The sequence below is a fragment of the Pseudobutyrivibrio xylanivorans genome (assembly GCF_008935055.1).
Taxonomy (GTDB): Bacteria; Bacillota; Clostridia; order Lachnospirales; family Lachnospiraceae; genus Pseudobutyrivibrio; species Pseudobutyrivibrio xylanivorans_A.
This window is the reverse complement of the sequence record NZ_CP043028.1, coordinates 183,620-196,863: the sequence shown is the minus strand read 5'-3', so window position 1 is coordinate 196,863 and position 13,244 is coordinate 183,620. Positions and strand designations below refer to the sequence as shown.

Below are 13,244 nucleotides of genomic sequence, written 5' to 3'. Positions count from 1 at the left end.
GCCACTTCGTGGCGGATGTGCGCCGTGGGAAACGAAAATATCATTTAGCAATGCTATTTTCATTTCCATATCTCACCCCGCCTTCCTTTGAATCAGCTACGTCCTTATTGTCATTTTGGAGGGATTATCACGTAGTTTTTTTATGAGTGTCCATAAACTTATACTCGATATATTAAGAAACGTTGTTCATCTTTGGCGTTATGGACATTTGAATGATAATATAAGAGTTAAACTTTGGGTTTATGTTCAAATACAAGAATTTACTACGTGCCATATATGAAATCTTATTATTTGCCACGTAGTCATCAAAAAGATAAGCCTCACTATAGGAGATATAATTGTCCAATCGCGATTGCACAATTACCAAATATACTATATTGTAGAATAACGAGAATGTTTGGGAGGAATACTATGAGTAACGTATATGAAGAATGTCCAGTTCTTGAAAATGATAGGTTTTTACTGAGGTTTGTGACACAAGAAGATGCTACTGATTTACTGAAGGTTTATAGTGATAAAAATGCTTTACCATTTTTCAATAGTGATAACTGTCACGGGGATAACTTCTATTATCCTACAAAAGAAAAGATGGATAAGGCTATAGATTTTTGGCTATATTCTTATAATCAAAAATTCTTTGTACGTTGGACAATTATTGATAAGAAGACAGAAGAAGCTATTGGAACTATAGAGCTATTTCATAGGACTGCTGAAGATGATTTTAATCACGTTGGAGTGCTTAGGTTGGATGTCAGAAGTGATTATGAAAAAGCTGAGACAATAAATGAATTGCTATCAATTATTATTCTGCCATCATATGATTTATTTGAGTGTACAGAAATAATTTCTAAGGTCCCAGTTTATGCCATAGAGCGAATGGATGCTTTCTCGAAGTATGGATTTGAAAAGAGTGAGACTTTACTTGAAGGCACAATGGATCATTACTTGTATAAAGATTACTGGAAGATTATAAAGGGGAAACAATGGAAAAACTTCTAGACAACTTTGTTGAAAACGCAAAAGAAATATTGAAAGACAATCTGGTAGGAATTTATCTACATGGTTCTGCTGTGATGGGATGCTTCAATCCAGATAAAAGTGATTTGGATTTAATTGTAGTGGTAAAAGGATCCATTGAGGATCCTGTAAAAAAACAATTCATGGATATGGTTGTGAAACTCAACAAATTGGGCCCTGCAAAAGGAATTGAGATGAGTATTGTTTCTAGGAATGTTTGCAAGCCTTTTGTTTATCCCACCCCTTTTGATTTGCACTTTTCCATAGGAACTCTAGATTGGTATAAATCAAATCCTAATGATTATATTCAAAAGATGAAGGGTACAGATAAAGATTTAGCAGCTCACTTTACAATCATTACTAACAGAGGTAAGTGCCTATACGGTTTGTCAATTGATGAAGCGTTTGCGCCTGTGCCTAAAGAAGATTATTTGGATTCAATATGGGAAGACATAGTTGATGCCAAGGATGATATTCTTGAAAATACAATGTATATCGTTCTTAATCTTGCAAGAGTGTTAGCCTACAAGAAAGAGGGATTGGTACTTTCAAAAAAGGAAGGTGGAGAATGGGCACTTAACCATATTCCAACAGAGTTTCATACACTTATATTGGCAGCATTAGATGAATATATCCACAATGAAGCTGTTACTTATGATGAAACGCTTGCTCAAAAATACTCTGCTTATATGCTTGAAGAAATTCAAAAGTCCTGCGAGATAATTGGAACTACCGTAAAAGGGCATATCGACCGTCCATTAGGTTCTACTCATCCCAATTATCCAGGCATGATTTATCCAATTAACTATGGGTATGTTGATGGTGTTTTTGCTGCTGATGGCGAGGAGCAGGATGTTTATGTGTTTGGCACAAACGAGCCTTTAAAGATATTTGAAGGAAAAGTCATTGCTGTTTATCATAGAACTAATGATAATGAGGACAAATGGATTGTTTCATTGGATGGTACCGATTATTCGGATGAAGACATTTTGTCTGCAATTGAGTTTCAGGAACAATACTTTGAAGGTGAGCTTTTAAGATAACACAAGAATAGGGGGAATAATTATGGCAGCAGCAATAATTTATTTATCAATTTCATTTTTAGTTTCATTAATTTTTGTGATTATAGGGATAGTCCAGGTTCATGCAAAAGAGCCAGTAAGTATAAATACAGGAGAAAAACCTCCTAAGGCAGAAGAGTTGGTTAGTGTCACAGAATGGAATCGTAAACATGGTAGAAATTTTATTGTATATGGATGCTTATTATTTTTAACGTTGGTTTTGTTTGGAATATCTCAAATAATGATTGATAATACTAAGCTATCATTAATCCTATTTGCTGTGGCAATAATTGGCGAAATAGCTTGGCTTGAGATAGACCACATCCTTCTTAAGAAAAAGCTTATTATAAAAGATGTTGCATAAACATTTTCAAAAATGTATGATGGATACATAAATTACAGGAAAGTGAGGTGTTCAATTATGATGAATAGCAAGAAAAATACAAAATCTGAATATCTATTGAAAACCTCGGCATTTCTAAAATAAGAATTCTACTGTACCGTGGTTTATTAGCCACGGTATTTTTTTGCCATTCCTTCATAAGATATTCATACAAGACTTTTGTTACCAATCAATTATTTTAATTTTATGGAGGAATCTTATGATTAATCTTAGAAAAATCTCAGAAGAAAATTTTATTGATGCATTTAATCTTAAGTTGGGACATGGTCAGGACAAGTTCGTTTCCCATCCAATTCGAAGTCTGGCACAGGCTTATGTTTATAGAGACCAATGTCAGCCATTTGGAATTTATGATGATGACATTATGGTTGGATATGTTATGGTAATTTATGATTATGACATTCCAGAATACAACATCTGGCATATGATGATTGATGAAAAGCATCAAGGAAAAGGTTATGGGAAAGCAGCTCTTGAGCAGATTCTAGCATATATAAGCACAAAGCCATTTGGAAATTCGATTAGAGTTACACTAACTTGCAATAAAGATAACAAGACTGCACTGGCATTGTATCGAAATATAGGTTTTATAGAGACAGGTGTGGTAGACGATGATGAAATTGAGCTTACACTAGATATATCTATGTAACATATACATTAAATATTGCTGTAGTATACCGTATTCTGGGTGAACTTCAAGGGTTCCCTTTCGGGAGACGGTGTCAGAACCTCCTTTCTTAGCGGGTTTCTGGACTGACAGAACTGTTCAAGGCCCGCCTTCCTTTGGATCTGCTACGTCATTATTGTCATTTTTGGGAAATTACCACGTAGTTTTTTCGTGAGTGTCCATAAACTTATACTCGATATATTAAGAAGCGTTGTTTATCTTTGGCGTTATGGACATTTGAATGATAATATAAGAGTTAAACTTTGGGTTTATGTTCAAATACAAGAATTTACTACGTGCCATATATGGAATTTCATTATTTGCCACGTAGTCACCAAAAAGATAAGCCTCACTATAGAAGATATAATTGTCCAATCACGATTGCACAATTACCAAATATACGATATTGTAGAATAACGAGAATGCTGGGGGAATACTATGAGTAATGTATATGCGGAATGTCCAATTTTTGAAAGTGAGAGATTTGTACTGAGGTTTGTTACTAAAGAAGATTCTACTGATTTACTGAAGGTATATAGTGATAAAAATGCTTTACCATTTTTCAATAGTGATAACTGTCACGGGGATAACTTCTATTATCCTACAAAGGAAAAGATGGATAAGGCTATAGATTTTTTGGTTCTATTATTTTAATCAAAAATTCTTTGTACGTTGGACAATTATTGATAAGAAGACAGAAGAAGCTATTGGAACTATAGAGCTATTTCATATGACTGTTGAAGATGATTTTAATCACGTTGGAGTGCTTAGGTTGGATGTCAGAAGTGATCATGAAAAAGCTGAGACAATAAATGAATTGTTATCAATTATTATTTCACCTGCATTTGATTTGTTTGAATGTACAGAAATAATATCTAAGGTTCCAGTTTATGGCATAGAGCGTATGGATGCCTTTTTAAAGTTTGGATTTGAAAAGAGCGAGTCTATGATTGAAGGCACAATGAATCACTATTTATATAAAGATTACTGGAAGATAATAAAATGAAAAATATTACCAAAAGCCATTATAAGAACTTCATAACCTGGGCTAAAGAAAGAAAATACAGCCAACACAGTATACCCATGTTCCATTGCAGAGGGCTTTCAATCTGGGGATATTTATGTGAATGATGGAGCTGTTGTGGAGGCAGTTTTCTTCTGGCATTATTGTGGCTTTGGATATGTTTCTGGTAATCCATCAGAAGAGTTTTTTGAAGAAATATACAAGAAAATCATATCACCTAGTGAACGAAGATTAGTTTTGATTACATCCGATAAGAATGTAATAGAATTCTTTCAGAATAAGGATGTTTTGATAGATTCCAGAGCTGAATATTCTTTCCTTAAAGCGGAAATGAACACTTCAAAAGATTTTAATTCTTTTCAGATAGAACTGATTGATGAGAATAACATATCAGCGATTGAGGGAAGAATTAACCCTTCATTTTCCTGGAAATCGGCAGAGCAGTTCTTAAAAGATGGATTTGGGTATATTGCCATAGAACAAGGAAAAGTCTGTGCTGTTGCTTTTTAAGCAGCTGTTAGCTCAGATGAAATAGATATAGGTGTAGAAACACATGAAGATTATCGGAGGAATGGACTGGCAGCAGCAATAATTTATTTATCAATTTCATTTTTAGTTTCATTAATTTTTGTGATTATAGGAATAGTCCAGGTTCATGCAAAAGAGCCAGTAAGTATAAACACAGGAGAGAAGCCACCTAAGGCTGAAGAACTAATTAGTGTTGAAGTATGTTTCTCATCCAATTCGAAGCCTTGCCCAGGCTTATGTTTACAGAGATCATAAGTGGAATACTTATATTTAATGGAACGTCCTCGTAAAAGAGGACGTTCTTTTTGATAGAAGTAAATGTTTCATAAAGAAAAGCTTGTTGACAAAATAATAATAGTGGGGTAGATTTTACACGAGGGTTAGATAGAACTAACGCGAAATAGATTAGTCTAATAAAAGGAGGAAATGTATGAGTTTAAACGAAGTAAAAGAGAATCGTGAGGCAGTTATCACTCAGGTTGAGGGTGATACAAGGTTTATGAGCAGAATTACATCTATTGGACTTACTCCTGGATGTAAGGTGAGCGTTGTGAAGAATGATAAGAATAGGCCTATGCTTGTTTATTCGAGAGACACAATGATTGCTTTGAATCGAAATGAATGTAAGGGTATCCAAGTAGAGGAGGTGGCACAGTGAGCACAGCAACTATAGCACTTCTGGGACAACCAAATTCAGGTAAATCAACTCTATTTAATGCTCTTACAGGTATGAGGCAGCATGTAGGTAACTGGCCTGGCAAAACCGTAGAAAAGAAGGAGGGCTCCTTTACATACGCAGGTAAAGAATATAATGTGGCTGACTTACCTGGTTCCTACAGCCTTTCTGCCAATTCAGACGAAGAGGTAATTACAAGAGATTTTATTACTTCTGGCAAGGCTGATGTTGTGTGCATTTTGGCTGATAGCTCACAGCTTCAGAGAAGTCTTTTTATGCTGGCAGATTATGCTGGTATCAATGCACCATGTTTTCTTCTTTTAAACATGGCAGATGTGGCAGCTGATCAGGGAAAGAAAATTGATGCGAAGGCTATTGAAGAGAAGCTTGGAATTCCAGTTATTCCATTTTCAGCAACAGATCTAAAATCTTATACTGGCTTTTATAAAACTTTGGAGAAAGCTCTTAGCAAGGGCTCAAAGTTAAATGTAGCAGAGCTTGAAAAACAGTATGACAGCATCAGGGGATATCAGGAAATATGTAATCTTATTCCTGAGAATACAATTCCTGGTTATTCATCAATGTGGCTTGCTACAAAGGTTCTTGAAAATGACAAGGTTGTTATCGAAAAGCTAAAGCAGGCTTTAGGTGCTGCATCATTTGCGGCTATTGAAGAGATAAAGAGGAATGCGCAGGGCGCTGTTGCTGTAGGTGGATGTAAGTTCGCATGGATTGATGATGTGATTGCAGGTGCAGTTGAAGCTAAAACACAAAAGGTATCTCTGGGAAAATTAGATAGAATTTACACCAGCAAGAGATGGGGAAAGCTTGCAGTTGTTCTTACTGTATTACTTGGACTTATAGCTTCATTTATTCCGGCCCTTCCACTTATGTTTGTGGGGGAAGGTGTTTTGGCCTTAAAGGGTCCTGTAAATGCATTATTAATTGCAATCGACTGTCACGAATTCGTAAGACTTATTGTTACTGATGTTATTATTCAGTCTTTCTCATACATTTTTAAAATGTTAGGATTTGTCTTCGGCGTTACACTTGTGTTTGGACTTCTCGAGGAAGTGGGAATTATGGCACGTATCTCATATGTGTTTGATAACACAATGGGAAAGCTTGGATTACAGGGAAAATCAGTGATGCCATTTTTAGTTAGCTTTGGTTGTACAATGGGTGGTGCTGCAGGTTCTCGTGTTATTGATAACTGGGGTCAGAAGGTTCTTACTATAGCTCTTGCATGGGCTGTACCATGTGGAGCTGCATGGGCTACTATTCCAATGCTGGCTTCAATTTTCTTTGGGCCAGGTGCAGTACTTGTCATTGTAGTTATTCTTCTTACAATGCTTTTACATATGTGGGTTACTGCAAAAGTATTTGGTGCAAAGCTTGTTCAAAAGGAAGATAGATATGGAATGATTATGGAGCTACCTCCTTATCATAAGCCGAAGTGGGGAGCACTTTTCAGATATGTATTTGGCAGAACGAAAGAGACATTCGTCAGAGTAACAAGAGTTGTTCTTTTGGTATGTGGAGTGTTCTGGTTACTTAGTTATTCACCATCTGGTACAGGTGGAATTCTTTATACAATTGGTGTTGTTATTGAGCCGGTTACAAAGTTATTTGGTATGCCATGGCAGTTGTTCTTATCATATATTGCTTCAGCTGTAGGTAAGGAAGGAGCAGTAGGTGTTATCAGTGCATTATACAGCGGTGGCTCTTATAGTACCGCATTTACGAATGCAATGAGTGGTGCAGGCAGTACAGCTGCAATTACTGGACCAGGAAGTCTGAGTTCTGTTCTTCTTGCAAATGTTTCAAAACCGGAGGCATTAGCATTTATTTTCGCTATGACCTTTAATATGCCATGTGTTGTTGCTCTTGCTGCAACATATCAGGAAACACACTCGGCAAAATGGACTGGAAGAATCGTACTTTACTACACCGTGGTTTCATTGATTCTTGCATTTATCGCTTATCACATTGGTTTGCTTATCTGGTAAGAAGGTGATTTGAGTGGAGCAACTACTGGAATTATTAAAAGATGGCAATGCCAGAACGATTGATTTACTAGCACTAGAAATGAACACAACTGTTGATGATGTTAACAGGCAGCTGGAGTATTTGGAAAACATGGGGATAATCAAGAAGGTTATTTTCAATGTTCATGGGTGTAATAGCTGTGAAGATTGTTCATCAGAGGGAGGGCACACCTGTAAAGGTTGCCTTCCTGATGGTGGTTTTGAAAACATGGGACAGATGTGGGAGATTACTACAAGGGAGGATTTTAAATGAGATTATTTAAGAATTTTGTTAGTCAGACCAGAAAACCTGAAGGATTTTTAGGTCAGATGATGGTAAATGGAATGAACAGTGGGCATGCTGAAATTGAAGGAGCACTAAAAGACGCTGGTTTTTCAGCTATAAAAACAGACCATCATGAGAGCAAACCTTGGATTACTGTGATTGCAGAGAAATGAGGTTGATATTATGAGTGCAAAATACGAAATACTTAAGTTTTTGGTGAAGGCTTTAAATTTGAAAAAGCTTTATTTTGGTGGTAATGATGAGGATTTTATTGATAGTAAAAGAAAATTAAATGCTAGAATTACTGTTCCTGATTTACAGGATGATGAATTTAACATAAGTCAAATTCAGGTTATGGGATGTAAAGTTCTGAAATTGATTCATAAGAAAAAAGTAAATAGAGCCAATATGTTTATCATAGGTGGTGGTATGGTTATAGCTCCCAGAGCTGGTTCAATAAAAAAAGCACTTAGATTTGCTAAGGAAACAGGTTTAGATTTGTACATACCTTATTATCCTTTATGTTTAGATTATCCAATTTCAAAAGCCTATGAAATGATACACGAAACATACAAGGAGATGCTTAAAGATTATGATGAAAAGAATATAAGCATACTTGGTTCATCTTCGGGCGGAAACTTAGCTCTGGGATTGGTAGCTTATATTAACGATGGACATAATGATGTTCCGATGCCAGCACATATCATTGCGCTTTCGCCAGGTACTTGTGTAAATTCAGAGGAAGAATGGAAGCGTATGCTTGAACTTGAAAAAAAGGATGTCATGGTTCCAGCAGATTATATGAAAAGAGCTGTGGATATTATGAGACATGGTGATAATTCAGTTCCTGATTACATGATTTGGTTACAAAAAGGTGACTTTACAAATTGCCCACCAGTTACTTTTATATATGGTTCTGATGAAACTTTATATGCTTGTGCTCCATCTTTTGAGAGAGTAATGAAACGATATAGTGTTAGCTACAATATGATTGTAGGAAAAGGAATGTTCCATTGTTATCCAGTGTTCCCAATAGTAAAAGAAGCAAAAGAGGGGTGGGAGCAGATGGTTCAATTAGCGAGAGAGGCTTAGATATTATGCAATTTGAAGAAATAGGAAACATGTCAGGAAAGACGCTTATGCTACTTCCTGGAACGTGCTGCGATTGGCAGACAAATTTTGGAACAGTCATACCGGAGCTTGCTGAAAAATATCATCTTATATGTGTAAACTATGATGGTTTTGATGGAAGTGATGATATATTTCCTGACATGATAACTGTAACAGAGAAAATTGAGAATTATATAAGGGAGAATCACTATGGCAGACTTGATGGTGCTATAGGTTCTTCTCTTGGTTCCAGCTTTGTAGGACAGCTTGTTATGAGAAAAAATGTGCATATAGACCATGCCATTTTTGGTAGTCCAGACCTTGACCAAAGTGGAAAAGTAGCTGCAAAGCTTCAGTCTATGCTTGTAGTTCCGCTACTTACCAGCTTTACAAAGAGCGAAAAGAAGCGGAATAAGACTAAAGAAAAATTGAAGAGTTTTTTTCTGATGAATGACGAGACTGCTGAGAAGTTTATGACCCTGATATTAGAGAGTTTGATATGCAACATGAGCAGTGGCTTTTCGGAGAAAAAGAATATTCTGAGCCTGTGCTGAAAGCTATAGATGAATTTATGGATGTGGCAGTTTAAGGGCGGCCAGAATTTTAGAAGCCATTTCTATTAGAATATTGATGGCATAATTTATTTACTAGAAGAGGTGATGGTTTTATGAGAACGGCAGAAGAATATAAGGACTTAACAATTAAAGAGTTTACCAAGGCAGCAGATATTTATGAGTCGAATCAGGCTGGTATTTATGAAATGTGTAAGGATGATTATCCATACATAGCATCTGAATTAGCTCAAGAAGATTATCAGGATTTATTAGATTGTGGATGTGGTACTGGACCTATGATTTCTTTATTACATGAAAAGGATTCAACAAAGCATTACACAGGTCTAGATATCACCCCTAGGATGATAGAGGTCGCTAAGTCAAAGAATTTAAATGGTGTAGATTGGGTTGTTGGAGATTGCGAGAATTTACCATTTGAAGACAATTCTTTTGATGTAATTATATGCTCAAACAGTTTTCATCATTATCCAAATCCACAGAAATTTTTTAACAGTGTGAAGCGTGTATTAAGACCAAATGGAAGGCTAATTCTGCAGGATTATACAGCGCCAAGTATCGTTCTTTGGTTTATGAATCATACAGAAATGCCACTTGCAAACTTAATCGGACATGGAGATGTTAAGGCATATTCATTAGATGAGATTAGAAAGTTTTGTTCTGTCGCAGATCTTAAGATAGATAACCTAGAGGCATGCGAGAAATTTAGAATGCATTTGGTAGCAAGAAAATAGTAGAGGTGAGTAATGTTAAAGAATTACATGAGTGAGGGACAAAAGACACTTTCTTCCAAAACAAATGAATAGCATTGTAGTCAGAATCCAGCTGAATGGATAAGCCCATATGATAAAAGTGATATCTTCCATACTAAGGGCACTAGTTTTACTGTTTCTGCATCGCTTTTTATTTTGGCGTATGCATCCTGTGATGTGGCAGCGGTAGTGGAGTTTGGTAAAACGACCGCAAGTTCTTGAAAACTTCCTGAAGTTATACTATACTAACTTGGCCGGTACATATTACTCAAAATGAGTAATAAATATACTGTACCCAGGAAGAGGATATATATGAAAAGAAAGGTATTAAAATTACTTCGCTCAGGTGTTGCAGTTATGGGTGTGGTAGCTATGCTTAGCACGACGCACTCATATACTTTGACTGTTGCAGCAGCTGAACAGGGAGTCATCAAGAACCACGAAAGTATCACTCTTGAAATTGGAGATACCGTCATTCTCCAAGGTGAGCGTGCTTATGGTTACAGTGATTATGAAATCTCATGGACATCAGACAATGATGGAATTATTAGTATTGAATCTACTGATGATGGTAATTCATGGGATAAATATACCACTGCAGAGATAAAGGCTGTTTCTCCAGGAACTGCCACAGTTAATCTTAAGGCAGATTATCACGGAATGTGGTCATATGATGAAAGCTTTACAATTACCGTAAATGGAACTGCATCAGAGGAACCTCCAGTAGATGAGCCTGTTATGGTCGAAGATGATAAGAATCTTTTTCTACTATCGAAGGTATATTAGAGGTTCGCAGAGGAGGAACACTTTCTGTAGATTATATTGATTACGGTGAGGATGCTGGATTCACTCATGGCTCGGTAATCAATGGTCAGATTAGAATGATGAATGGTTCTACATTAGAAAATGCCAGAATCGTTTCGCATACAAATTATTCAGCGAGAGATGACATTAATCGCAATAACAGCAATCCAGTAGTAGTTACTAATGGAACTGTTTATGTAAAAGGAAATGTTTATATCAAGGGTGATGAAGCTGCTGATTATGGCGTAGGTCAAAAAGGACTTGCCGTAAAAGGAAAACTAGTTGTACCAGATGGTTCTGTATTGGCTGTATTTGGCGGTGGAGAGTCTCAGCTTTCTTCTATGGGTGGAGATGCAATCACACTTAATAATGGTACTATTTATGGCGATGGAAAAGTAATTGCAGTCGGTGGATTTGGCATGAATCTAACAGGTAATCGTGATATCCTCGGTGGTGGAGCAGCCGTTTCTGGAATAGGAACAATTGACACAGACAGAGCATATCTTGAGGGCGGTTATAGTTTTGAAAAAGAGACTCAGCCTATCAATGGAAACATTACTCTGTCTTATAGAACTGACCGTAATCTGGTTACTGGAAAGTGCATTATGGGTACAGAAGAAACTACTAGTCCAAATTATTGGCATGGTACAGGTGATTCAGATGGAATCTGTCCTGATTTAAGCAAATATGTTGTAGAGGACAATGCTCCAATCAGAAGACACTCATATCGTAATTCATACTGGTATCCATCATATGGTTGCAGTTATTACAATTGGTATTCTAATTATTTATTTAATACCATAATGTGGTATTGGTTTTTCTAAAATCTAAGAATTATAAGACGGGAGTGGTTACTAGTAGTAGCCACTCTCTTTCTTGGTACTACCATTTGAAATTTGTTATGTCAATTCCTTAGACAATCATATACAATATATGTCATTAGTGTATTATCATAAAAAAGCGAAAGTTCTTGGAGAAGCGAAATGAATAAAGATAATATGAAAAAAGTAATTTTTATAGATGTAGATGGTACCTTGGTTGATTATGAAAATAACCTACCAGAAAGTGCTGTAAGAGCCATTAGAGAAGCACGTAAAAACGGCCACAAAGTATATATCTGCACAGGTAGAAGTGAGGCAGAGGTATATCAGAATATTTGGGACATTGGGCTGGATGGAATGATTGGTGGAAATGGTTCATATGTTAAGGATGGGGACAATGTGGTGATGCACCAGCTGATAACAACAGAGCAGTGTAAACATATTGTTGACTGGTGCCATTCCCGGAATTTGGATTTTTATCTTGAAAGTAATAATGGACTTTTTGGCAGTGAGCACTTTGAAGAAAATGCTTTACCAGTGCTTCAGGAGTATTCAGCTCGCAAAGGTAGAGATACTAACATAACTATTCGCCAGATTTTCCCTGATATGATTTTTGATGGAGATTTGTATCGCTCAGATGTAAACAAGGTTTCCTTCGTTCTTAGTACATATCAGGATCACTTGGATTCCATTATGGAGTTCTCTGATTTAACGGCAGGCACCTGGGGTGGCGCTGGTGAGAAAGCACTCTTTGGAGATTTAGGTGTAAAAGATATTTCAAAAAAACGCGCGGTGGATGTATTACTTGAGCATCTCGGGGCCACAAAAGAAGATACCATAGCGTTTGGCGATGCAAAGGTTGATATTCCAATGTTTGAGGCTTGTGGTTATTCGGTGGCTATGGGCTCTGGCGGTGAAGAATGTAAGGCAGCTGCAGACTATGTTACGGATGATGTAGACAAAGACGGTTTATACAATGCGTTTAAGTATTTAAGATTGATATAGTAGAAATAGCTTCTTGCGGGCAATCTCAGAGGAGGACATATGAATACGGACAGAATTAACGAACTAAGAAAAGCATGGGAAGCTGAGGAGAAAATTGCTCATATTCACGGATGGCATTTTTATCACAGAACAGGTTGGCGGTGATAATGACAGAGATTTGGTAGAGATGGTATTACCGGAAGTTCCGGCACCATTTCCTGAACTTACATTAGCTATTCAGAAAGAGAAGTTTGAGAAGGCAGGTTTTGAAATTGTTAGAGCTGAGGAGGCTTATCGTCCAATTCGTTTTTACGATATAGGTGCCTTCGTTTGGTTCGCCCACATCATTGAATGGGAGTTCCCAGGATTCTCTGTAGATAAATGTTTTGACAAGCTTTTAGAAATGCAGGAAGTAATAGATAAAAACGGAGTTGTAGAGGGAACAATCCACAGATATCTTATTGTTGCCAAGAAGAAGTAATAACATATAGTGGGAGAAGGCTATTGTCATG

The 13,244-nt window shown here is 36.6% G+C and carries 17 protein-coding genes and 1 pseudogene; all 18 read left to right on the top strand.

Translation table 11 applies throughout. The features are described 5' to 3' along the window. The first annotated feature begins 411 nt into the window (after positions 1 to 411). Positions 412 to 999, top strand: a complete 588-nt coding sequence (locus FXF36_RS00895) for a GNAT family N-acetyltransferase (protein ID WP_151622029.1) — start codon at positions 412 to 414, stop codon at positions 997 to 999. After that, positions 984 to 2,060, top strand: coding sequence for an aminoglycoside adenylyltransferase domain-containing protein (locus FXF36_RS00890; RefSeq protein ID WP_151622028.1), 1,077 nt, complete (start codon positions 984 to 986; stop codon positions 2,058 to 2,060). Before FXF36_RS00895 ends, FXF36_RS00890 begins: the two co-directional genes overlap by 16 nt. 22 nt (positions 2,061 to 2,082) lie before the next feature. Next, positions 2,083 to 2,442: a hypothetical protein gene (locus tag FXF36_RS00885; RefSeq protein ID WP_151622027.1), complete on the top strand. Its 360-nt coding sequence runs from the start codon at positions 2,083 to 2,085 to the stop codon at positions 2,440 to 2,442. 238 nt (positions 2,443 to 2,680) lie between these two features. Continuing rightward, positions 2,681 to 3,130: a GNAT family N-acetyltransferase gene (locus FXF36_RS00880; RefSeq protein ID WP_151622026.1), complete on the top strand. Its 450-nt coding sequence runs from the start codon at positions 2,681 to 2,683 to the stop codon at positions 3,128 to 3,130. 456 nt (positions 3,131 to 3,586) lie between these two features. Further along, positions 3,587 to 3,802 carry a hypothetical protein gene (locus tag FXF36_RS16515; RefSeq protein ID WP_243143548.1) on the top strand — a complete coding sequence of 72 codons (216 nt, stop codon included), beginning with the start codon at positions 3,587 to 3,589 and terminating at the stop codon, positions 3,800 to 3,802. A 76-nt stretch (positions 3,803 to 3,878) separates the two neighbouring features. Next, positions 3,879 to 4,154 carry a hypothetical protein gene (locus tag FXF36_RS16510; protein ID WP_243143547.1) on the top strand — a complete coding sequence of 92 codons (276 nt, stop codon included), beginning with the start codon at positions 3,879 to 3,881 and terminating at the stop codon, positions 4,152 to 4,154. Between the two features lie 72 nt (positions 4,155 to 4,226). After that, positions 4,227 to 4,682 (top strand): annotated as a pseudogene (locus tag FXF36_RS00870) (GNAT family N-acetyltransferase); the annotation flags it as partial. A 448-nt stretch (positions 4,683 to 5,130) separates the two neighbouring features. Beyond that, the gene (locus FXF36_RS00865; RefSeq protein WP_151622024.1) at positions 5,131 to 5,358 is read left to right on the top strand and encodes a FeoA family protein; all 228 of its coding nucleotides are present in this window, start codon (positions 5,131 to 5,133) and stop codon (positions 5,356 to 5,358) included. After that, a complete protein-coding gene (gene feoB, locus FXF36_RS00860) occupies positions 5,355 to 7,385 on the top strand; it encodes a ferrous iron transport protein B (protein ID WP_151622023.1) in 2,031 nt (676 codons plus the stop codon). Before FXF36_RS00865 ends, feoB begins: the two co-directional genes overlap by 4 nt. Positions 7,386 to 7,398: 13 nt before the next feature. Next, positions 7,399 to 7,677: a helix-turn-helix domain-containing protein gene (locus FXF36_RS00855; RefSeq protein ID WP_151622022.1), complete on the top strand. Its 279-nt coding sequence runs from the start codon at positions 7,399 to 7,401 to the stop codon at positions 7,675 to 7,677. After that, a complete protein-coding gene (locus FXF36_RS00850; RefSeq protein WP_151622021.1) occupies positions 7,674 to 7,862 on the top strand; it encodes a hypothetical protein in 189 nt (62 codons plus the stop codon). The genes FXF36_RS00855 and FXF36_RS00850 overlap by 4 nt, the downstream gene beginning before the upstream one ends. Positions 7,863 to 7,872: 10 nt before the next feature. Beyond that, complete coding sequence (locus FXF36_RS00845) at positions 7,873 to 8,781, top strand: alpha/beta hydrolase (protein ID WP_151622020.1); 909 nt, start codon at positions 7,873 to 7,875, stop codon at positions 8,779 to 8,781. Positions 8,782 to 8,786: 5 nt separating this feature from the next. Continuing rightward, positions 8,787 to 9,353, top strand: coding sequence for an alpha/beta fold hydrolase (locus tag FXF36_RS00840; protein ID WP_243143546.1), 567 nt, complete (start codon positions 8,787 to 8,789; stop codon positions 9,351 to 9,353). A gap of 113 nt (positions 9,354 to 9,466) precedes the next feature. Continuing rightward, the gene (locus FXF36_RS00835; RefSeq protein ID WP_151622019.1) at positions 9,467 to 10,105 is read left to right on the top strand and encodes a class I SAM-dependent methyltransferase; all 639 of its coding nucleotides are present in this window, start codon (positions 9,467 to 9,469) and stop codon (positions 10,103 to 10,105) included. 330 nt (positions 10,106 to 10,435) lie between these two features. Continuing rightward, entirely contained in the window at positions 10,436 to 10,909 is a 474-nt protein-coding gene (locus tag FXF36_RS00830; RefSeq protein WP_151622018.1) for a hypothetical protein, read from the top strand. A 95-nt stretch (positions 10,910 to 11,004) separates the two neighbouring features. Then, positions 11,005 to 11,751, top strand: coding sequence for a hypothetical protein (locus tag FXF36_RS00825; RefSeq protein WP_151622017.1), 747 nt, complete (start codon positions 11,005 to 11,007; stop codon positions 11,749 to 11,751). A gap of 159 nt (positions 11,752 to 11,910) precedes the next feature. Then, positions 11,911 to 12,753 (top strand): Cof-type HAD-IIB family hydrolase, encoded by an 843-nt coding sequence (locus FXF36_RS00820; protein WP_202880051.1) that lies wholly within the window; start codon positions 11,911 to 11,913, stop codon positions 12,751 to 12,753. A gap of 94 nt (positions 12,754 to 12,847) precedes the next feature. Then, complete coding sequence (locus FXF36_RS00815) at positions 12,848 to 13,213, top strand: hypothetical protein (protein ID WP_243143545.1); 366 nt, start codon at positions 12,848 to 12,850, stop codon at positions 13,211 to 13,213. The last annotated feature ends 31 nt before the right edge of the window (positions 13,214 to 13,244 follow it).